Source organism: Bacillus pumilus (genome assembly GCF_024498355.1).
In the GTDB taxonomy this organism is placed as follows: Bacteria; Bacillota; Bacilli; order Bacillales; family Bacillaceae; genus Bacillus; species Bacillus pumilus_P.
Genome location: NZ_CP101833.1, coordinates 3,577,870 through 3,598,560, shown reverse-complemented (window position 1 = coordinate 3,598,560; position 20,691 = coordinate 3,577,870). Strand labels below are relative to the sequence as shown.

The 20,691-nt window shown below is 43.5% G+C and carries 20 protein-coding genes, 4 tRNA genes and 1 other annotated feature; of the genes, 20 read left to right on the top strand and 4 right to left on the bottom strand.

The features are described 5' to 3' along the window. Positions 1–37: 37 nt before the first annotated feature. Entirely contained in the window at positions 38–451 is a 414-nt protein-coding gene (locus tag NPA43_RS18375) for a VOC family protein (RefSeq protein WP_230031417.1), read from the top strand. 34 nt (positions 452–485) lie between these two features. On the opposite strand, the gene NPA43_RS18370 is transcribed toward NPA43_RS18375, so the two are convergent. Beyond that, entirely contained in the window at positions 486–1,691 is a 1,206-nt protein-coding gene (locus NPA43_RS18370; protein ID WP_249704722.1) for a cytochrome P450, read from the bottom strand. 106 nt (positions 1,692–1,797) lie between these two features. Here NPA43_RS18370 and NPA43_RS18365 point away from each other — a divergent pair, with 106 nt between their 5' ends. The 4 genes from NPA43_RS18365 (at position 1,798) to NPA43_RS18350 (ending at position 5,411) form a co-directional block, all read left to right on the top strand. Next, positions 1,798–2,412: a TetR/AcrR family transcriptional regulator gene (locus NPA43_RS18365; protein ID WP_256499192.1), complete on the top strand. Its 615-nt coding sequence runs from the start codon at positions 1,798–1,800 to the stop codon at positions 2,410–2,412. Between the two features lie 215 nt (positions 2,413–2,627). Continuing rightward, positions 2,628–3,917 (top strand): adenylosuccinate synthase, encoded by a 1,290-nt coding sequence (locus tag NPA43_RS18360; protein ID WP_099728578.1) that lies wholly within the window; start codon positions 2,628–2,630, stop codon positions 3,915–3,917. A gap of 137 nt (positions 3,918–4,054) precedes the next feature. Then, entirely contained in the window at positions 4,055–5,188 is a 1,134-nt protein-coding gene (locus NPA43_RS18355) for a DUF418 domain-containing protein (RefSeq protein WP_256499191.1), read from the top strand. Positions 5,189–5,201: 13 nt separating this feature from the next. Continuing rightward, complete coding sequence (locus tag NPA43_RS18350; RefSeq protein ID WP_230031414.1) at positions 5,202–5,411, top strand: hypothetical protein; 210 nt, start codon at positions 5,202–5,204, stop codon at positions 5,409–5,411. A gap of 31 nt (positions 5,412–5,442) precedes the next feature. Here the strand turns inward: NPA43_RS18350 and NPA43_RS18345 are convergent, their stop codons facing one another. After that, positions 5,443–5,967 carry a peroxiredoxin family protein gene (locus NPA43_RS18345; protein WP_249704720.1) on the bottom strand — a complete coding sequence of 175 codons (525 nt, stop codon included), beginning with the start codon at positions 5,965–5,967 and terminating at the stop codon, positions 5,443–5,445. A gap of 344 nt (positions 5,968–6,311) precedes the next feature. Between NPA43_RS18345 and NPA43_RS18340 the strand changes: the two genes are divergently transcribed. The 11 genes from NPA43_RS18340 to NPA43_RS18290 all read left to right on the top strand — a co-directional run bounded on the left by NPA43_RS18340 (position 6,312) and on the right by NPA43_RS18290 (position 14,449). After that, positions 6,312–6,387, top strand: a tRNA-Lys gene (locus NPA43_RS18340). 6 nt (positions 6,388–6,393) lie between these two features. Further along, a tRNA-Glu gene (locus NPA43_RS18335) sits at positions 6,394–6,465 on the top strand. Between the two features lie 81 nt (positions 6,466–6,546). After that, a tRNA-Asp gene (locus tag NPA43_RS18330) sits at positions 6,547–6,623 on the top strand. Positions 6,624–6,650: 27 nt separating this feature from the next. After that, positions 6,651–6,723, top strand: a tRNA-Phe gene (locus NPA43_RS18325). Positions 6,724–7,073: 350 nt separating this feature from the next. Continuing rightward, the gene (yycF, locus tag NPA43_RS18320; RefSeq protein ID WP_099727306.1) at positions 7,074–7,781 is read left to right on the top strand and encodes a response regulator YycF; all 708 of its coding nucleotides are present in this window, start codon (positions 7,074–7,076) and stop codon (positions 7,779–7,781) included. 7 nt (positions 7,782–7,788) lie between these two features. Beyond that, the gene (gene walK / locus NPA43_RS18315) at positions 7,789–9,627 is read left to right on the top strand and encodes a cell wall metabolism sensor histidine kinase WalK (RefSeq protein WP_230031412.1); all 1,839 of its coding nucleotides are present in this window, start codon (positions 7,789–7,791) and stop codon (positions 9,625–9,627) included. Continuing rightward, complete coding sequence (gene yycH / locus NPA43_RS18310) at positions 9,617–10,996, top strand: two-component system activity regulator YycH (RefSeq protein ID WP_249704719.1); 1,380 nt, start codon at positions 9,617–9,619, stop codon at positions 10,994–10,996. Before walK ends, yycH begins: the two co-directional genes overlap by 11 nt. Then, positions 10,983–11,846, top strand: coding sequence for a two-component system regulatory protein YycI (locus NPA43_RS18305; RefSeq protein ID WP_099727303.1), 864 nt, complete (start codon positions 10,983–10,985; stop codon positions 11,844–11,846). Before yycH ends, NPA43_RS18305 begins: the two co-directional genes overlap by 14 nt. 6 nt (positions 11,847–11,852) lie before the next feature. After that, the gene (locus NPA43_RS18300) at positions 11,853–12,647 is read left to right on the top strand and encodes an MBL fold metallo-hydrolase (RefSeq protein WP_099727302.1); all 795 of its coding nucleotides are present in this window, start codon (positions 11,853–11,855) and stop codon (positions 12,645–12,647) included. Positions 12,648–12,725: 78 nt separating this feature from the next. Beyond that, the gene (locus tag NPA43_RS18295; RefSeq protein ID WP_370461135.1) at positions 12,726–13,916 is read left to right on the top strand and encodes a S1C family serine protease; all 1,191 of its coding nucleotides are present in this window, start codon (positions 12,726–12,728) and stop codon (positions 13,914–13,916) included. Positions 13,917–13,984: 68 nt separating this feature from the next. After that, positions 13,985–14,449 (top strand): GNAT family N-acetyltransferase, encoded by a 465-nt coding sequence (locus NPA43_RS18290; protein ID WP_099727300.1) that lies wholly within the window; start codon positions 13,985–13,987, stop codon positions 14,447–14,449. A gap of 38 nt (positions 14,450–14,487) precedes the next feature. On the opposite strand, the gene NPA43_RS18285 is transcribed toward NPA43_RS18290, so the two are convergent. Both NPA43_RS18285 and NPA43_RS18280 read right to left on the bottom strand, forming a co-directional pair. Then, positions 14,488–15,369 carry an ABC transporter ATP-binding protein gene (locus NPA43_RS18285; RefSeq protein ID WP_099727299.1) on the bottom strand — a complete coding sequence of 294 codons (882 nt, stop codon included), beginning with the start codon at positions 15,367–15,369 and terminating at the stop codon, positions 14,488–14,490. Next, positions 15,370–16,059: an ABC transporter permease subunit gene (locus NPA43_RS18280; protein WP_099727298.1), complete on the bottom strand. Its 690-nt coding sequence runs from the start codon at positions 16,057–16,059 to the stop codon at positions 15,370–15,372. Positions 16,060–16,251: 192 nt separating this feature from the next. Next, positions 16,252–16,522, top strand: a binding site (T-box leader). A 110-nt stretch (positions 16,523–16,632) separates the two neighbouring features. Here NPA43_RS18280 and NPA43_RS18275 point away from each other — a divergent pair. The 4 genes from NPA43_RS18275 to NPA43_RS18260 are packed head-to-tail and all read left to right on the top strand — an operon-like array spanning position 16,633 to position 20,624. Continuing rightward, a complete protein-coding gene (locus NPA43_RS18275; protein WP_099727297.1) occupies positions 16,633–17,493 on the top strand; it encodes an SAM hydrolase/SAM-dependent halogenase family protein in 861 nt (286 codons plus the stop codon). Positions 17,494–17,510: 17 nt separating this feature from the next. Beyond that, on the top strand, positions 17,511–18,068 hold the full coding sequence (locus NPA43_RS18270) for an ECF-type riboflavin transporter substrate-binding protein (protein ID WP_012011871.1): 558 nt from the start codon (positions 17,511–17,513) through the stop codon (positions 18,066–18,068). Positions 18,069–18,087: 19 nt separating this feature from the next. After that, a complete protein-coding gene (locus NPA43_RS18265) occupies positions 18,088–19,803 on the top strand; it encodes an ABC transporter ATP-binding protein (RefSeq protein ID WP_249704718.1) in 1,716 nt (571 codons plus the stop codon). Then, the gene (locus NPA43_RS18260) at positions 19,794–20,624 is read left to right on the top strand and encodes an energy-coupling factor transporter transmembrane component T family protein (RefSeq protein ID WP_249704717.1); all 831 of its coding nucleotides are present in this window, start codon (positions 19,794–19,796) and stop codon (positions 20,622–20,624) included. The genes NPA43_RS18265 and NPA43_RS18260 overlap by 10 nt, the downstream gene beginning before the upstream one ends. Positions 20,625–20,691: the final 67 nt, after the last annotated feature.

Here is a 20,691-nt window from a genome sequence, read left to right as displayed (position 1 = left end):
AGATCGTATACTAAAAGGAGAAAAGGAGTGATGACAGATGGAATTTCAACAGTTCAAAGCCGCTCAATTACGCATCGCACGTCCAACAGCCAACATGAACGAGGTTGTTTCCTTTTATGAAGAAGGCTTAGGGCTCAAACGAATAGGCTCATTTGATCAGCATGAAGGGTATGATGGTGTGATGCTCGGACTTCCTCACCAGCATGTTCATTTAGAAATCACCAAACATGAAGAAGAAGAGGGCCTGCCCGTTCCGCATCCAGAACAGCTGCTTGTTTTCTATATTCCTGATGAACAGGAGTTTCAGCAGATGAAAAAGAGACTGATCTCATTTGGCGGACGGCATGTCACCTCTACGAACCCATACTGGGATCGAGGAGGGGCAACCATTGAAGATCCAGATGGATACCGAGTTGTGCTCATGAACACAGAAGGAATTACCCCCGTTTAAAATAGACTCCCATGCTTGGTGGGAGTCTTTTCTGTTATGAGCGAGGTGTGACGCGCAGCTTCAGCTCTTTCAGTCCATACATGCCGCTGTTTGTCATCGGCACATAGGAGAGGAGCGCTAGTGACTCATATCGGTCCAATAAGGCCTTGATAGCAGTACATGCTTCCAAGCGGGCAAGTGGTGCGCCTAGACAGAAGTGGATGCCGTGGCCGAAGCCGATATGAGGATTAGGATGGCGGTGTATATCGTATTCATGTGCGTTTGAAAACTGGCGCTCATCCCGGTTGGCAGAAGCGAGAAAAACAATGACATTGTCTCCCTTTTTCAACGTTTTCCCTCCAAGCTCTGTGTCCTCTTTGACATAACGGACGATTGTAGGTGCTGGTGCACGGAAACGGACGGCCTCCTCCACAGCGCGCGGGATGAGCTCAGGTGATTGAACGAGCGCTTCATACACCCCCGGCTTTTCCAACAAGCTAAAGATCATATTGGAGATCAGATTGGTGGTCGTTTCGTTGCCTGCTAAAAGGAGAAGATTGCAGAAAGGGATTAATTCATCCGCTGACAGCTTGTCTCCATTCTCCTCAGCTTGAATTAAAAGAGAAATCAAATCATCACCGAGATGCTGACGCTTGTCTTCGATGATGTCAGCAAAAAATGCCATCATGTCAGCTTCGCCTTGATCTCGTGTTTTCTGCCATTCAGCTACATCCTCTTCATTTTCACTTTTAGGCATACTAACCAGAATATCTGACCATTCTTTAAAGGATTGTTTATGTTCTGACGGCACACCTAAAAGCTCTGCAATGACAATGACAGGAAGCGGATAGGAGATGTCTTGAACAAGATCAATTTCTTCTTTCCCATCTATTTGCGCCATGAGTTCATCCATTAATTCTTGAATACGGGGTTCCCACAATTTCATCACTCGAGGTGTAAAGGCTTTGCTCACAATGGAGCGGATCCGCGTGTGTTTTGGCGGGTCCATCATCACCATTGTTTTCATTAGAGAATGCTTCCGCTGGTCTTTAGGAGGCTGACTAGAAAAGGTATCTTTATCAATAGTTACGCGTTTTGCTTCATCATATGTGAACACACTCCATGTTTGGCTGTTTTCATCAAAATGAACAGGCGATTCCTTACGCATTTTGGCATACCAATCAAACGGGTTATACGGGTCCTGCTTGTTTTTCCCTCTTAATAATGCTTTTTGCACGGCACTTGGTGTTGTTGTTTCCATGATCATCACTCCTTATGGGTTGTCAGATGATTCCTTTTTTTCGTTGTGTTAGATTAAAGTTAATTCATCAGCCGATAGGATTCAACCAACAGAAAAGCGAAATCTGTTGAAGAATATAGGAAGGGGAGAGCGGCTTGTGGCGGACTGCTACAGAGGGGATAAGCGAGCAACTGAATCAAAGCATCAATTAAGAAAAGCGTTATTTCATTTATTAAGAGAGAAGGAATGGGGAAAGGTTTCCGTACAGGATTTAACGAAAAAGGCAGGCATTCATCGCACCACCTTTTATCAGCATTATGAAGATAAGTTTGATCTTGCCCAGCAGGTCATGGATGAGATGTTTGATGTGATGAAAGCTGCTATTTTTGCTCCTGTACAAGAAGAGGATTGGCAGGCAGACCATGCAGCATATGTGTATATTTTTCGATTTTATCAGCATTTGCAGGAACATGAAGAGGAGTATCAGATTCTCTTGAAAAGAGGGCGAGAGCTTAATATTTATCAGACAGCCAGTGCTTTTTTTGAGGAAAGCTTTACTTTGGGGTTAGAGGAGGTCGCAGGTTCAAAGCCTGACCCGCATCACGTTCCTCTCGACATGCAGAAGCAATTTGTCATTTCTGCTTATGTTGGAACCGCTGAATGGTGGCTGAGGACAGGGAGACCGTATTCACCTGACTTCATGGCAAGCTCGATGATTCAATTGATTGAAAATCATGAATAAAGCGGGAATCGATAAAAACAGTTGTTTTTGCTCAAAATCTCCTTTTTCAAGCGTGGAAGAAGCGATTAAAGCGCTTTTCCTCACATTTAAAGCGAACAAAATTTGATTTCGAGATACTAATGTTCGGATTTAGCGTTGACTTTTTCGTTTTGCATTGATAAAATAAATGTGTTTGAAAGAGATAACGTTTTGAAAGGTTAACGGAGGTGCACGATATGTCTTCAGTAGTCGTAGTAGGTACGCAGTGGGGTGACGAAGGGAAAGGGAAAATTACCGATTTCCTTTCAGAAAATGCAGAGGTGATTGCCCGTTATCAAGGGGGAAACAATGCAGGTCACACGATCAAATTTGATGGAGTGACTTACAAGCTACACCTCATTCCGTCCGGTATTTTTTATAAAGAGAAAACTTGTGTCATCGGTAATGGAATGGTGGTTGATCCTAAAGCGTTGGTCACTGAGCTTGCGTATCTTCACGAACGGAATGTGAGTACAGAGAACCTCAGAATCAGCAATAGAGCCCATGTGATTCTGCCTTATCATTTAAAATTGGACGAGGTAGAAGAAGAGCGGAAAGGGGCTAATAAGATCGGTACGACGAAAAAAGGAATCGGACCAGCTTATATGGACAAAGCAGCTCGCGTCGGAATCCGCGTCGCAGATCTATTAGATCGTGAAGTATTTGAAGAGAAGCTTGCACGTAATCTAGAAGAGAAAAATCGTCTTTTAGAGAAAATGTACGACACAGAAGGCTTCAAAATTGAAGATATTTTAGACGAGTATTATGAATATGGCCAGCAAGTGAAAAAATATGTCGTGGACACGTCTGTTGTATTGAACGATGCTCTAGATGAAGGCCGCCGTGTTCTATTTGAAGGGGCACAAGGCGTTATGCTTGATATCGATCAAGGGACATATCCATTTGTGACATCCTCTAACCCAGTGGCTGGAGGAGTGACGATTGGTTCTGGCGTAGGTCCTACGAAAATTCAACATGTAGTCGGCGTATCAAAAGCTTACACAACACGTGTTGGAGATGGCCCATTCCCAACAGAACTTCATGATGAAATTGGCGATCAAATCCGTGAAGTTGGCCGTGAATACGGTACGACAACTGGACGTCCGCGCCGTGTTGGCTGGTTTGACAGTGTTGTTGTCCGTCATGCCCGCCGTGTGAGCGGTATTACAGATTTATCTCTGAACTCAATCGATGTACTGACAGGGATTGAGACATTGAAAATCTGTGTCGCTTATAAATTGAACGGAGAAATCACAGAAGAATTCCCAGCAAGTCTAAAGGAATTAGCGAAATGTGAGCCTGTCTACGAAGAAATGCCAGGATGGACCGAGGATATTACAGGCGTGAAAAATTTAAGTGAACTGCCTGAAAATGCCCGCCACTATTTAGAGCGCATTTCACAATTAACAGGTATTCCACTTTCTATTTTCTCAGTCGGACCAGACCGTTCACAAACGAACGTTGTCCGCAGCGTGTACCGTCCATAAGTATAGACAGATCAGACACCAGTAAAATCACACATTTTACTGGTGTTTTTTTTGTTTAAATATTCCTTAAATTCAATAGAACGGACTTCCCGGCATTACCAAAATATGATAACTGTATAAAGGGAAGGAGCGTTCAAGTGAAAGAAAGAATACGATTATTAGATATTTTACGAGGCTTTGCCATACTAGGCACATTGGGGACGAACGTTTGGTTTTTTGCGTATGCAGGGAATACCTTTGCGACAGATCAGATTGCAGATGAATATGAAAATGGCAGTTTGCTTGAAAGCATTGTTTCGATGTTCGTTTATGGCAAAATGCTCTCGCTGCTCACCATCATGTTTGGTGTTGGATTGGAGCTGAAGTACCAGCAGGCGAAAAGAAAAAACACACCTTGGCCGGGTACATATTTATGGATTCTTTTATTTTTATTTATCGAAGGCTTTGTTCATTTTGCCCTTGTGATGGAATATGATGTGCTCATGAGTTACGCCGTCACGGGTTTACTTGTGGCTTTCATTGTACGTGGAGGGGACCGGCGCATCAAAAAGGGCATGATCTTCTCTGGTTTGATTCACCTGCTAGTCATGTCATTTCTGATTGTGTTCTCCCTTTCTGAAATGGAGACAGAATCCTATGATCAAAGCAGTGAACCAATGCTAGAGGAGCAGCTGCCAGAGACATGGATCTCGCAGGTTCAAGAACGATTACAGTACTTTTTCATGTACCGTGAAGAAGCGATCTTTATCATTCCAATGAATACATTTCTGTTTTTATTAGGTGTTCGAATGATGAGAGCTGGTGTTTTTTATGCGAATACACGCGGACAATCTCTTCGGAAAACATTGTTCCGATTCGGTTTATGGATTGGTCTGCCGCTGAATGCACTCGTCTTCGTGCCGAATGAAATAGTGGAATTCGTGGTGCGCTACGTCTTTTCACCATTCCTCTCTATCTTCTATATAGCTGTCATTGCGAAGCTCTTGGCACTTACGGAATCTTGGTTCATGTGGACTTGGTTTGAATATGTAGGGAAAATGGCGCTCAGCTGCTACATCCTGCAAAATGTCATCTGCTCGATTCTTTTTTATAGCTGGGGATTGGGTCTTGGCGGTCAAATCAATGCACCCCTTATCGTATTGGCATGGCTGCTCATTTCACTTCTGCAAATAGCGATTTCAGCATTTTGCTTAAATGTATGGCGGATTGGACCAATGGAATATATCCGATCGCGGGCACTTCGCCGGGTGACGATGAAGAAAGCAACGTAAAGGGAGTGGCGCAATGTTTTTTAGGAAAATGACGAAAAGGGAGCAAATAAACGCAAAAAAAGCAGCTGTGCCGGCGTTTATCTTTTATCTTCTGGCATTAGGTGGACATGCGCTATATTCGTTCATCCAAGAGGATCGACCACCTGTCACGTTTGTGATATTAATGGCGGGTCTCTTTGTTTATTTTATGGCAGACTGGCTATTCAACAAAATACATTCATAAAAAAGAAGCCCTCATTACGAGAGCTTCTTTCTTATTTTAGGCTTTTATATTGCCCTTTTAAATTTTTACGAATGTATTGGATAATTTTGCGCAATTCATTCGCATGCGGTCTGCCAAATGGGCTTGTTTGTCTTTGCTGATAGAGCACTTGCCCTTTTTCATTTAATAAGAAATAGGCGGGTTCTCCGTGTACCCCGTGATCTTCATATGGAGCATCTTCCCCGTGATAGAAGACTTCATATGCTTTTAATGATGTGAGATCTTGGTCAGACATGATCGGGAAGGAAAGTCCCTCTTTATCAGCAAATTCCTTCAAGTTCTCAGGGTTATCCGTTGAAATCGCCATTAAGTGAATATCCTTGTCTTGAAAGTATGATTGCTGCTTTTCTAGCTCCTTTAATTCCTCTACGCATACTGGGCACCAGGATCCTCTAAAGAAAATGATGAGGTGCCAGCTTTGATGCTCCTCTAAATGTTTATAGAAATCAATGTGTTCTCCCTGCACCGTTGGCAGTGAAAAATTGGGCATTTTATCTCCTAATTTGAATGAACTCATGCTGCTTCCTCCTTTTTCAATCACAATGTTACTTGTCTATTGTATAACCATTTTCAGACGGTCTAAAACGTTTCTATGTGCTTGAATAAACAGTGACCATTGAAAAGAAGGATCAAAATTGAAGGCGATTGCAGAAATGGGCGATTTGACAGGAGATATCAAATCCGACACTTTTTTTAAAAAAATGTCGAAAAACGTATTGCCATATGTAATGACTCTATGATATTATAAATCTCGTTGTTGCAAAGGTCTCTGAAACTTGTTAGGATGCGATGTTCCAGCTTTTTTGAAAGCGATTGGTTTGACGCAATACAGCTTCTTCAGATTCACTTTTCACAAACCGAGAGCCATTAGCTCAGTTGGTAGAGCATCTGACTTTTAATCAGAGGGTCGAAGGTTCGAGTCCTTCATGGCTCACCATGTATTGGCCCGTTGGTCAAGCGGTTAAGACACCGCCCTTTCACGGCGGTAACACGGGTTCGAATCCCGTACGGGTCATTGATTTACTTTAGCGTTAAGCTAATTTTTCCTCACTTGCTTGAAAGAGCACCACGATTGCTTTTTCGGGCAAGTTACTGAGGTCCGGTAGTTCAGTTGGTTAGAATGCCTGCCTGTCACGCAGGAGGTCGCGGGTTCGAGTCCCGTCCGGACCGCCATTTATACATATTCATCTTTTTGATGATGGCTCGGTAGCTCAGTTGGTAGAGCAACGGACTGAAAATCCGTGTGTCGGCGGTTCGATTCCGTCCCGAGCCACTTCCAAACGCATCTGCAATCGCAGGTGCGTTTTTATTTTATGAAAAGAAGGCATAAAAAGGGAGAAGCCGGACCTAGGTAGGGCCCGGCTCCATAAGAAGAAGACGTTACATGTATATAGACGTTTGGTGATTGGAAAAGTTTCGATAAAAAAGGAAAAAGTCATCAATTTTTTTGAGCCGTGTCCTTCCTATCCAACGTTCACTAGAAAAGAAAGCCGTTATTATTTTTATCTTTGCCTCGTAAAACGTTATAATAGATAGTGAGCCTTTTTTACTCGAACGAAAAAGGCCTGATGAGACATGCAAAATGAAATGACATAGATGCTAAAAATGCAGGAGGAAATCATAATGGAAAAAAAGATTCTTGTCGTAGATGATGAAAAACCGATTGCGGATATATTGGAATTTAACTTAAGAAAAGAGGGCTATGAGGTTCATTGTGCGTATGACGGAAATGAAGCCCTTGAAATGGTAGAAGAAATGAAGCCGGACATCATTCTGCTCGACATTATGCTGCCGAACAAAGATGGCGTTGAAGTATGCCGTGAAGTGAGAAAGAAATATGACATGCCGATTATTATGCTTACAGCGAAGGACTCTGAAATTGATAAGGTCATCGGTCTTGAGCTTGGAGCGGATGATTATGTGACGAAGCCATTCAGCACGCGCGAGCTGCTTGCACGTGTGAAAGCGAATTTGAGAAGACAGACTGCTGCTCCGCAATCGGAGGAAGAATCTGAATCAAATGATATCGAGATTGGATCACTTGTCATTTACCCAGATGCGTATGTCGTGTCTAAGCGTGAGGAAACGATCGAGTTGACGCACCGTGAATTCGAATTGCTTCATTACTTAGCGAAGCACATTGGACAAGTCATGACACGTGAGCATTTACTACAAACTGTATGGGGCTACGATTACTTTGGAGATGTCCGTACAGTAGACGTTACAGTGCGCCGTCTTCGTGAGAAAATTGAAGACAACCCTAGCCACCCGAGCTGGATCGTGACAAGACGAGGCGTCGGCTACTATTTAAGAAACCCAGAGCAGGACTAAGATTCTTATGAATAAAGTAGGTTTTTTTCGCTCGATTCACTTCAAATTGACCTTAATCTACGTGCTGCTGATCATTGTCGCCATGCAGATCATTGGCGTCTACTTTGTGAAGCAGCTAGAGCAGTCCTTAATTAATTCTTATGATAATTCCTTGAATCAGCGAATCTACTCGTTATCGTATTACCTAGAACAGGATTCATCGAAAAGCAAGGCGGAATTAAAAGAGGATGCTCAAAAGATTTTAAACGATTTTAACAACAAAGATGAGTCTAATGAAATTTCTGAAGTCAGCTATATTGACGAAAGCAGAGAGGTCATTGCCTCTGTGAATAATGGCAGTCAAGAGATTGCCGGGAAAAAAATCACAGATCAAATCATTAGCCGTATTTTCGCGGTTGGCAAAGACTACGAGAAAAAATTCTATGACCCAGAATCGAATAAACGAGTCCGCATATCAGCGACAGCCGTGAAAAATGAAAACCAAGAAACCGTTGGTGTCATTTATGTGGTCTCCTCCATGGAAAGTGTTTTTAACCAAATGCGAACCATTAATACGATTTTGGCAACGGGAACGCTGCTTGCCCTTGGGATTACTGCTCTACTTGGTATATTCATATTCAGAACCATCACACACCCAATTTCGGATATGAGAAAGCAAGCGATCGAGCTCGCCAAAGGGAACTTTTCCAGAAAGGTCCGAAAGTATGGACATGATGAGATCGGTCAGCTAGCGACGACCTTTAACCATCTGACGAGAGAGCTGGAGGAAGCTCAGCTGATGACAGAGGGTGAGCGGAAAAAGCTTTCTTCTGTCATTGCATATATGACGGATGGTGTCATTGCAACGAATCAAAACGGTGCCATTATTCTATTAAACAGCCCGGCATTAGAGCTTCTGAATGTTTCACGTGAAACAGCATTAGAGATGCCCATTACGTCATTGCTCGGCCTAGAGGAAACCCATACATTTGAAGATTTAGTTGAAAATCAAGACTCCATGCTGATAGAAATTGAACGCGAAGATCAGCTGTCTGTTTTGCGTGTCAATTTTTCAGTCATTCAGAAAGAGCATGGGAAGATCGACGGCTTAATTGCTGTCATTTATGACGTGACAGAGCAAGAGAAAATTGATGCTGAACGCCGTGAATTCGTAGCGAACGTATCGCATGAGCTGCGTACACCGCTGACGACGATGCGAAGCTATCTTGAGGCATTAGCTGAAGGTGCAATTGGTGATAAAGAGCTTGCGCCAAGGTTCCTCAGTGTCACGCAAAATGAAACAGAGCGTATGATCAGGCTTGTCAACGACCTGCTCCAGCTGTCCAAATTCGACAGCAAGGACTATCAATTCAACCGTGAGTGGACGAACTTTATCAGGTTTATCTCGCTCGTCATTGATCGTTTTGAAATGACGAAGGAGCAGCATGTCGATTTTATCCGCAATCTGCCGCAGCGTGAAATATATGTGGAAATTGATCAAGATAAAATCACACAGGTGCTCGATAACATCATTTCCAATGCCATGAAATATTCTCCAGAGGGTGGACATATTACGTTCACAGTCGATCTGGATGAGGATGAAGGGCTTGTGTTATTCAGCGTCAAAGATGAAGGAATCGGTATTCCGAAGAAGGATATGGATAAAATCTTTGAACGTTTTTATCGAGTGGATAAAGCGAGAACAAGAAAGCTTGGCGGTACCGGCCTAGGACTTGCGATTGCAAAAGAAATGGTTCAGGCTCATGGCGGAGATATTTGGGCTGACAGCATTGAAGGAAAAGGAACAACGGTAACCTTTACCCTTCCGTACAATGAAGAACAAGAGGATGATTGGGATGAAGCGTGAGACCTTTAAAACCATAATATTGACAATCCTAATTGCGATCAGCCTTGTGTTTACATGGAATATTTGGATGTTCCAGCCCGTCATGCAGGATCAGGCGGATGCCGGCACAAAGGTCGTGGAAACGAAGAAGATTTCAAGCGATGAGCCCCGAAGTCTCATTGATGTCGTGAAGCCGCGTGAGATGTTCATCCATTCCAATGGAGAGCATTTCAAAGTGGATCAAAAGGAACTCTTCCAAAACTTTTGGAATGATGTGAGCCTGTGGGATGTCAAAGAGATTGCCGATGTGTCGGACCAATATTCCGAGCAGAGATTTAAAAATTTCTTCTATGGACGCGGAGGACAGGGGAAGACATTGGATCTTGTGTTCAATGATCCGATTCCGATTGATATTTTCCAAGCACTGTTTAAATGGCCGAATAAATCCATTGAATACAACTCATTTGATCGGATGATTGTGCCGTTTGCCCAGCAGAATAAGGCCAATAAAAAAGTCTATTTGGTCTCATATAGCAAGGAAACGGTGCTTGAGCTGACGATTGAGTCCGCCAACTATCGTAATCTGATGGACAGCATCGCAGCCGCTCAAAGCGAGATGCCGCGCTATGATCTTTATACATTCTCAGAGAATTCTAAAAGAGATTTCCTCCTGCCGAGAAAGCAAAAGCAGCTTGAAGCAAAAATGTTCTTTATCGAAACGATTAAGACAACCAAATTCAAGGACGCTTTGTTTACAGACCCAAGTCTTGTCGGTGAGGAATCTAATTTAAACCGGACGGTGTATACAGATGGGACAAGTCGTCTTGAAGCCAATCAAAAAGATCACCGCATCCAATATCAGCACCGCAATATCAATTCCAGTACTGTTTTTCAAACGGGGGATTTGATCAAGCGAAGCGTGAAGTATTTCAATGATACGGGAAGCTTTACTGATGACTATCAATACTTTGGCATCAACAGCAACCAGCAGCTGTCCTTCAATATGTTTATGGATGGTCTGCCAATCGTCAATAGTACGAAGCATCCATTTGGTATGACCTCTCTGGAAGTACAATGGGCGAATGATGACATCTTGAATTACAAGCGTCCAAACTACATTCTTGGCAACAAAGCGAGTCAGAGTGAACAGGTCAAGCTGATGAATGGGACAGAGCTGAAGAATCTGATCATCAAACAGACGAAATATGATGATCTGGAGAAAATTGAACAGATTTTCCCTGCGTATCAAGCTGCGACAACGGCATCAGATCAAGATCAAGCGATGTTTGTCTGGCTGGAGCCAGTATGGTGCATGAAATATAACGGCAAAACCGTGATTCTATCGAATGATCTGCTGACAGAGGGGAGCGAGAATAATGGAGTGGAATAAGACCAAAACGATCTTTATCCTAGCCTTTCTCGTTCTCGATATCTTTCTAGGTTTTCAATACTTTGAAAAACGATCGACTGATCATTTTGCGATTATCGAAAAAACGGATACGCTGGAAGAAATGAAGGCAGACGGAATCAAATATGGCAATCTATCAGATGAAGCGAAGATTGGATACCGCATTACAGCTGAAAAGAAGCAATATACGAAAAAGGATGTCGACGGATTAGCTGATCAAAAGGCGAAAAGCACATTCCCGAAAACAGACAAAGATGATCCTGTCACGTTGCTTGAAATGACCTTCAATAAACCAGTCGCATTGCCGAAAAAGGATATGAAAACAGCAGCGACGAACCTTGTGAACCAGCGTTTGCTGGATGGGAAGAATTATAAGCTGTGGAGTATTGATGAAGAGACAGGTAAAATCGTCTTTTTCCAAACGTATAAAGGGAAATACATCTTCCAAGAAGGCCTTGATGACACCGAAACCATCGGAAAAATCACATTAGATTTGAACGATCAAAACGAGGTCGTATCATATCAGCAGTCGATGGTGACGTCGATTAATGAAGTGAGAAAAGAAACCCTTGTCCCGGCGCTTGAAACTGTGAAGGACTTATATACGCAAAATATGCTGAGCCAAAACACGACCGTGAACAAGGTGGAACTTGGCTACTATACGCAATACCCAGGTGCAAGCACGCAGGTCATGGTTCCTGTATGGAGAGTGGAGCTTGAAGGCGAATCAGCTGGTTCAAAGAAAAAGACAGAGGAAGAATATTTGATCAATGCCATCGACGGCTCAACACTTGATCATATAGAGAAAGATGACAAATCTTCAATGGAGTGAGAGAACATGAGCTTGCAGTTCAGTGTACTAGCGAGCGGAAGTACGGGGAACGCTTTTTATTTAGAAACAGACGAGCATGCCTTTTTGGTGGATGCTGGCCTAAGCGGCAAGCAGATGGTCGAGCTGCTTGGTCAAATCGACCGAAAGCCTGAAGACTTGGACGGAATTTTTGTGACACACGAGCACTCAGATCATATTAAGGGGCTTGGTGTCATGGCAAGAAAGTACAAGCTTCCCGTCTATGCAAATGCGAAAACGTGGAAGGCGATGGAATCTCATATTGGGAAGATTGACACCGAGCAGAAATTTCATTTTGATATGGAGACGGTTCAATCCTTTGGCGGTCTTGATGTCGAGTCATTTGGCGTGTCACATGATGCGGCAGAGCCTATGTTTTACGTGTTCCATTATGGAGGGCGAAAGCTTGCCCTCATGACGGATACAGGCTATGTGAGTGATCGCATGAAAGGAATTATTAAATCAGCCAATACATTTGTATTTGAGAGCAATCATGATGTCGGTATGCTGCAAATGGGCCGATACCCATGGAGTATTAAGCGCAGAATCCTGAGCGACGTTGGACATGTATCGAATGAAGATGCCGCTCTTGCGATGACAGATGTAATTGGGGATGCCACCTCACGCATTTACTTAGCTCACTTGAGTCAAGACAACAACATGAAGGATTTAGCCCGTATGGCGGTCCAGCAGACGCTTGAAATGAAGGGCTATGTTGTGGGGGACGGCTTTGATTTATATGATACGGATCCGAAAAAAGCAACACCGCTTTGCGCCGTATGATTTTGACAATCGTATGATTAAGATAAGAGCTTCTTACCAACACTATATACATCATCTATTCACTGAAAGGAAGGAAACATAGTGGATTATCGCGATGTAGAGTGGAAGCCGAGACGGAGCAGAAAAGGATATTTCCTATCTGGTTTGATCGGTGTATTGGTAGGAGCTTTTTTAATGGGATTCTTTTTCCCCTATGTATCTGGACAGAGCGGCAGTCCCTTTGGTTGGCAGCCGGCCGGAGACCAGCAAGCATCAGAGGGCCCTTTAAAGACAGTCAATGTGAGCGTCAATGATGCTGTCACGAAAGTGGTGTCTAGTATGTCGGATACGGTTGTCGGCGTCATTAACATCCAAAAGTCGAGCTTTTGGGAGGAAGGTGGAGAAGCAGGCAGCGGGTCAGGTGTGATTTATAAAAAAAAGGGTGATACCTTTTATATCGTGACCAACCATCATGTCATCAAAGGCGCAAACCAGCTTGAAGTGAGCCTTCAGGACGGGACAAGAATTGGAGCCGATCTTGTCGGCAGCGATCAGCTCATGGATTTAGCGGTACTCACCGTCAAAAGTGATAAGATCAAGAAAACCGCCGCCTTTGGCAATTCAGATCATGTGAAGCCAGGTGAGCCAGTCATCGCCATTGGAAATCCATTAGGGCTTGAATTCGCGGGCTCTGTCACACAAGGTGTCATTTCAGGAACGGAACGTGCGATTCCTGTGGACTCGAATGGAGACGGACAGGCGGATTGGAATGCGGAAGTTTTGCAAACAGATGCCGCCATCAATCCGGGAAACAGTGGTGGTGCGTTGATCAATATGGACGGGAAAGTGATCGGTATCAATTCAATGAAAATTGCTGAATCAGAAGTTGAAGGAATTGGGCTGTCCATTCCTGCGAATTTGGTTATCCCTGTCATAGAGGATTTAGAGCGCTATGGGGAGGTCAAACGTCCATACCTTGGGGTTGGCATGAAATCACTAGCCGATATTGCGAGCTACCACTGGCAGGAAACGTTGAAACTGCCAGAAAAGGTCACAACCGGAGTCGTCGTGATGAGTGTTGAACCTTTGTCTCCAGCAGGAAAAGCGGGGCTAAAAGAGCTGGATGTCGTGACATCCTTTGATGGCAAAGATGTACAGAATATCGTGGATCTGCGTAAATATTTATATCAAAAGAAAGTCGGCGACAAGGTAAAGGTGCAATTTTACCGAAGCGGAAAGAAAAAATCAGTAGAGGTCAAACTCTCCCAGACCGACCGATTCGGCGGATAACCAGTTCCAACAAGGGACTGGTTTTTTTTGCATGCTCATCATATGATGAAGGAAAGGGGGAGGTACGATTGGTTACACTACAACCGATGTCACAAACAGATTATGATTCATTGATGGAGGAAGCCATTAAGAGGTATGCAGAAGAAAAAGTGCTCGCAGGGACATGGGAGAAGGAAGAAGCACTTGAGAACGCAGAAGATCAATTTGATAGGCTGCTTCCAGAAGGTCTTCAAACAGAGCATCATGAGCTGTGGAACTTCTTAAAGGGAGAAGAGGCGATTGGCTGGGTTTGGCTTTGTTATGATCCGAATCACCCTCAACAGGAAGGATTTATTTATAACTTTATTTTGTTTGAAGCTTATCGAGGAAAAGGTTTTGCGAAGCAGGCCATTGCTGCATTAGAGGAGCAGGCAAAGTCATTAGGTGTGCAAAAACTCTCGCTGCATGTCTTTGCTCATAATCAAATTGCCCGTGCGTTGTATGAGAAGACGGGATTTGCGGAAACCGGCATTTACATGAGCAAACCCTTATAAAAAAGAAGAAGTACCGTGCGGAGAGCGTACGGTACTTTTTATGAGGAAATCATGGCATCCTGAGCCGTGACTCTGTATAGGTCTATTTTGCATTTCACGAAAGCGCGGATGATCGCAGGGACTTGGGCTTCTGAACGAATCAACAATGAGGTCTCGTCATCACTGATCACAAGATCTGTTCCCACAGTTTGTAAATACTGCGTGAGAACAGGCTTCACCTCATCATCAATCCATGCATGCTTGAATGTTGCACGAATGTTTGAGGATGTGATGGTTTTCTCTTGAGGATAAGTATGTGGGGACACTAATTTTCCTTCAGAAATGAACGCAGTTTTGGTACAGATACTATTTGTGAACCGTGGACGGTCAGTTGTTAAAAAGACGGTTTTGCCTTCATCTTTTAACGTATCAATGACCCGCTGGATATTCAAGATAGAATCTGAATCAATATCGGCAAAAGGCTCGTCGAGCAAAATAAATTCAGGTTGATGGGCGATTGCCTGCGCAATTCCGAGCCGCTTCTTCATACCAGGAGTAAAGGCACCGACTTTCTCCTGATGATAGCGATGTAAACCGACGAATTCGAGTAATTCTTCATAATCGCTCGTTTTCTGGCGTGTACCGGTAATTTTTGATAAATAGGCAATATGCTCAAGTGCCGTGAGCCCTTCATATAAATCCGTATATTCAGGCAGAACACCGATGTGATGCCTCACTTTTTTTAACGAAGGCATGTCCATCATTGTAAACGTACCAGAGGTCGGGCGGGAAATTCCCGTAATGATATTGAAAAACGTGGTCTTACCAGCACCCTTTGGTCCGATGAGTCCGAAGATATCGCCTTGATTGACATCAAGGTTGATATGATCTACTGCAACTTTTGTTCGATATTTTTTTGTAAGCCCTTTTGTATGTAGCATTTAGACATCCCTCCTTTGAAACAGCAGCGCAGTTCCAATGAGTAAGACAACGGTCAATGCTGCATTCATCAGCACATAGGTCAGCGGTTCATTCCATCGCGCATAATAATAAGGCGTCATGTATTTGAACCAATGAATCAACCGTTCTGAAGAGAGAACAGAAATCATACTGACGATTGGGAAAAGAAAGGAAAACAACATACCGACAAACATCGATTTCTGCGGTGTTGGAAAGAGCATGGACAGAAACAAAGTACATGAGATGCCGACACTGATAAAGGTTAAGGTTTTTAAGGCATCAGAGAACAGAAAACGATGTGAAATCACCATATTCAGTACATATGTCGTCATAATGCAGCTGAGCCAAAACAGCATCAGTCCAAGATATTTTCCGACGATAATATTCAAACGGGTCGTTTTACTGACGAGAAAACGAATGGTTTTCAAGTGAATTTCGCGACTCATAATATCATGAGACAATAAAAAAATAAGGAAAAAACCAAATAAAGACATCACCAGTTCATTCCCAATGGAATAAGGGTCCTTTGCCTGTTCCCATTTCCCTTGATAAGCAGCTATAAATGGAAGACTTGATACAAAAGTAGATAAAATGAAAATAATAACAATTGTTAAGATGGATTTTGTGCTTTTGAAGAGCTGCTTAAACTCATTCATACAGATGGTCCACACACACTGTACCTCCCTTCCTCTTTATTATAACGCTAGAAAAGAAAGACACCATATCTCGCTCTTTAACATTTGTTTAAATTTTATAAAAAGAAGACTCTTCCAGTATCAGTTGACTCATTTTTAAAAATGTTCAGAAAAATATCTTGATTTATAAAATAACATCATGTATGATAGCTTTAATTCAAAATAGTTGAACAGGCAATGACGAGAGAAAGTACAATCATCAATTTTTCCACAGAGAGCTTCGGCAGCTGAAAAGAAGCAAAAATAATGATTCGAAAAATGGTCTCTGAGCCTCGTACTGAACATATCTTTGATATCAGTAGGTCACGACGAGAGTTGGTACTCGTTATCAAAACCACAGTATATGAGCCAGATTGGAGCTTTGTACTTGTAGAGGCTGTTTAGCGCGAGCAAACAGTAAATAAAGGTGGTACCACGAGACAAATACCTCGTCCTTATGATTCAAAGATAAGGATGGGGTATTTTTTATTGTCCACTTTTTTCATACAAATGTTCAAATGTTCCACGTGAAACACCACAACCATTTTTTAAAATGAAAGGGAGATTAACATGAGTGAACATGCATTGGTTTTACAATCAGATTTCGGCATTGATGACGGAGCAGTCAGCGCAATGTACGGAGTGGCAAATACGGTAAGCAGCAACATCCGCATTTTTGATTTAACACACAACATTCCGCAATATGACATTTGGGAGGCATCTTATCGCCTGCTGCAAACCGTCACATATTGGCCGGAAGAAACGGTCTTCGTATCCGTTGTTGACCCGGGCGTTGGATCAGAGCGAAAGAGTCTTGTCGTCAAAACAACAAGCTCGCACTATATCATTACCCCAGATAACGGGACACTCACGCACGTCGCGCAGGATATTGGGATTGTGGAAGCCCGTTATTTAGATGAAACCATTAACCGGCTGCCGAAGTCGGGAAAATCACATACATTCCATGGGAGAGATATTTACGCGTATACAGGCGCGAGAATTGCTTCAGGCGTGATTTCTTTTGAAGAAGTCGGATCAAAGGCGAATATTGATGATATTATTCACCTTCCAGTCGTAAAGGCTTATGCCGAAGAGGAAGTGATCACAGGAACAATTGATATTTTAGATGTGAGGTTCGGAAACCTATGGACAAACATTCATCACACGTTATTTGAACAACTTTCAATCAATTATGGTGATGCAATAGAAGTTACCATTGCCAACGGCCCGAAAAATGTGTATAAAAATATCATGACCTATGGACGATCTTTTGCCGATTTAAAGGTAGGCGAACCACTCGTATATGTCAATTCACTCGATCATTTAGGCGTGGCGATCAATCAAGGGTCATTTGCAAAGGCTTATAACATCGGTACAGGCACAGGCTGGCGCCTTTCGATTCGCAAAGCTCCGCGCATTATATACGAATAAGAGGAGGAAACAACATCATGGCAGGTAAACAACTTTCAACGAAAACTGTCGTTGCCATCGGAATTGGCGCAGCCGTCTTTGTCATTTTAGGACGCTTCGTCTCCATTCCAACTGGAATTCCGAATACACAAATTGAAACATCGTACGCATTCCTTGCATTAATGGCCGTTTTATTTGGTCCTGTTGCAGGCGCACTGATTGGTTTTATTGGCCATCTCATTAAAGATGCCACCACATTTGGCCCTTGGTGGAGCTGGATTATTGTTTCGGGTGTTGTTGGTTTACTGATCGGCTTCATTTCAAACCGTTTAAAAGTAGAAGAGGGCGACTTCGGCTGGAAAAAGATCACGCTCTTCAACGCCGTACAAGCAGGCGCACAGGCATTAGGCTGGTTTGTCATTGCCCCTGTACTCGACATTGTGATCTATGCAGAACCTGCGAACAAAGTGTTTGTGCAAGGTATCGTAGCAGGAATTTCGAACATCATCACAGTCGGTGTACTAGGAACAATCATCATTGCAGCTTATGCGAAAACGAGAAGCAAAAGCGGCAGCCTATCGAAAGAAACATCATGAAGCAAGGTGGAACACGTAAATGAAGAAACCGATGATTCAATTCGAGCATTTCGGATTCAAGTATCGCAGTCAGTCAGAACCGACATTGAAAGATATCAACCTGACCATCTATGAAGGGGAAAAAGTCCTCATCGCAGGCCCGTCTGGATCGGGAAAAAGCACACTAGCCCATTGTATCAATGGGCTAGTTCCTGCGTCTTATAAAGGGTCTATGGAAGGAAGTCTTCACATCGGCGGTAAGAATGCAGAGAAAGAAAACATTTTCTCCCTCTCACAGCTTGTCGGGACGGTGCTGCAGGACCCTGATGGGCAATTTATCGGGCTGACCGTTGGTGAAGACATCGCGTTTACGCTTGAAAATGATCAGGTCACGCGCGAAGAGATGAAAGCCCGTGTAGCAGAAGCGGCGAGATTAACAGAAGTAGACGGCAAGCTGGCAGCATCCGTGCATGAGCTGTCAGGCGGTCAAAAACAGCGTGTAGCCATTGCAGGTGTACTTGTCAACGATGTCGACATTTTATTATTTGATGAACCACTTGCAAGCCTTGATCCTGCTACTGGCAAAGAAGTGATCGATCTCATCGATCGACTGCAAAAAGAAACGAAAAAAACCGTCGTGATGGTCGAGCACCGATTAGAGGACGTCCTCTTTCGTCATGTGGACCGCATCATCGTTGTCAATGACGGAACGATTGCGGCTGATATGACACCAGATGAATTACTCGCTTCAAATGTGTTGGAAGCGGCATATTTGCGCGAGCCATTATATGTGAAGGCCTGGAAATATGCAGGCATTCCGGTCGCACCAGGAGATCAGTTAGCTAATTTACAGCACCTCACCTTAGATGAAGAGGCAAAAGAGAAAATCGAACAGTGGATGGAAGCATCTGAGCATCAAACAGAGCAGATTGCAGCGCAGGATTTACTAGAAGTACGTGAGCTGAGCTTTGACTATCCGACAAGACCAAACACGCTGAGCAACATCTCTTTTACCGTCAAAAAAGGAGAAATGATCAGCATCGCAGGAGCCAATGGTGCGGGCAAGACGACATTGTCCAAGCTGCTCTGCGCGTTTGAAAAGCCAACTGAAGGGACAATCCTTTTAAATGGTGATGACATCACAGGAGATACGATCAAACAACGCTCCGAACGAATCGGTGTCGTCATGCAAAACCCAAATCAAATGATTTCAAAACAAATGATCTTTGACGAGGTCGCACTTGGTCTCGTTTTAAGAGGCGTACGAGAAGACGAAATCAAGGAACGGGTGGAGCGGGTTCTGAAAGTATGCGGTCTGTTTCCATTTCGGAATTGGCCCATCTCGGCCCTCAGCTTTGGACAGAAAAAACGCGTCACCATTGCGTCTATTCTTGTATTAGAACCTGAAATCATCATTTTAGACGAGCCAACCGCCGGACAGGATTTTAGACATTATACAGAAATGATGACGTTTTTAGAGCAATTAAACAAACAAGGTGTCACGATCTTCATGATCACCCATGATATGCATTTGATGCTCGAATACACAACAAGAACCATTGTGATGTCAGATGGAGAAAAAATCGCAGATGACACACCGGCCAAAGTGCTGACGGATCAGCTGCTTGTCCAAAAGGCGAGTTTAAAGGAAACGTCGCTGTATGAACTGGCGCTGAAAGCAGACTGGCCGAATCCAAATGAACTCGTGGATCGCTTCATTGAGGTTGACAGAAAGGAACGAATGACATGGCTGTAGACATGCTGTCCTATATCGATCGCCCGTCGCCGATTCACCGGCTGACAGGTGCAACCAAACTCATTTGCTTTATCCTCTGGTCATCCGCAGCGATGCTCACGTATGATACAGGCGTATTAGTGTTTATGCTAGCCGCCAGTATCGTATTCTTTCAGCTGTCGAACGTGCGACTTCGTGATATATCCTTCGTGGTGATCGTCCTGGCGATTTTCCTAGTGATCAACAACATCGCCATTTACATCTTTGCGCCGCAGCAAGGTGTCGCCATCTACGGAGCAAAACACGAGCTGTTTCATATCGCAGGCTGGTACAATGTCACGCTTGAACAGCTTTTCTATCAATTGAACATTACACTCAAATATGTGACGGTTATGCCAGCGGCACTTTTATTTATCGTCACAACGAATCCAAGTGAATTTGCCTCATCACTCAGCCGAATCGGGGTCAGCTACCGGATTTCCTATGCTGTAGCGATTGCCCTACGCTATATTCCAGATATTCAGCGGGATTTTCGAACGATTGCCATTTCTCAGCAGGCAAGAGGAATCGATTTATCGAAGAATGAAAAACTGGGGAAACGAATCAAAAATGCGTTATCGATCGTGATGCCGCTGATTTTCTCCAGTCTGGAGCGGATTGAGACGATCAGCAATGCGATGGAGCTGCGTGGATTTGGAAAGCATAAAAAGCGCACATGGTTTACCGCCAAAGACTTTCAAAAAGCAGATTATGCAGCATTCTTGTTTGTTGGTGTGGTACTGATTGTGTCGCTTGTGATGACTTTTGTCAGAGGAACGAGATTTTATAATCCGTTTATATAGAAGGAAGCCTTCACAGGAAGTGGAGGCTTTTTCGTTTTGTTTGTGGACAAAAGGTGTGGAAAATGGC

Coding starts and splice junctions, on each gene's coding strand:
- NPA43_RS18375 (WP_230031417.1), top strand. CDS start 38: ATGGAATTTCAACAGTTCAAAGCCGCTCAATTACGCATCGCACGTCCA.
- NPA43_RS18370 (WP_249704722.1), bottom strand. CDS start 1,691: ATGGAAACAACAACACCAAGTGCCGTGCAAAAAGCATTATTAAGAGGG.
- NPA43_RS18360 (WP_099728578.1), top strand. CDS start 2,628: ATGTCTTCAGTAGTCGTAGTAGGTACGCAGTGGGGTGACGAAGGGAAA.
- NPA43_RS18350 (WP_230031414.1), top strand. CDS start 5,202: ATGTTTTTTAGGAAAATGACGAAAAGGGAGCAAATAAACGCAAAAAAA.
- NPA43_RS18345 (WP_249704720.1), bottom strand. CDS start 5,967: ATGAGTTCATTCAAATTAGGAGATAAAATGCCCAATTTTTCACTGCCA.
- yycF (WP_099727306.1), top strand. CDS start 7,074: ATGGAAAAAAAGATTCTTGTCGTAGATGATGAAAAACCGATTGCGGAT.
- walK (WP_230031412.1), top strand. CDS start 7,789: ATGAATAAAGTAGGTTTTTTTCGCTCGATTCACTTCAAATTGACCTTA.
- yycH (WP_249704719.1), top strand. CDS start 9,617: ATGAAGCGTGAGACCTTTAAAACCATAATATTGACAATCCTAATTGCG.
- NPA43_RS18305 (WP_099727303.1), top strand. CDS start 10,983: ATGGAGTGGAATAAGACCAAAACGATCTTTATCCTAGCCTTTCTCGTT.
- NPA43_RS18300 (WP_099727302.1), top strand. CDS start 11,853: ATGAGCTTGCAGTTCAGTGTACTAGCGAGCGGAAGTACGGGGAACGCT.
- NPA43_RS18285 (WP_099727299.1), bottom strand. CDS start 15,369: ATGCTACATACAAAAGGGCTTACAAAAAAATATCGAACAAAAGTTGCA.
- NPA43_RS18275 (WP_099727297.1), top strand. CDS start 16,633: ATGAGTGAACATGCATTGGTTTTACAATCAGATTTCGGCATTGATGAC.
- NPA43_RS18270 (WP_012011871.1), top strand. CDS start 17,511: ATGGCAGGTAAACAACTTTCAACGAAAACTGTCGTTGCCATCGGAATT.
- NPA43_RS18265 (WP_249704718.1), top strand. CDS start 18,088: ATGAAGAAACCGATGATTCAATTCGAGCATTTCGGATTCAAGTATCGC.
- NPA43_RS18260 (WP_249704717.1), top strand. CDS start 19,794: ATGGCTGTAGACATGCTGTCCTATATCGATCGCCCGTCGCCGATTCAC.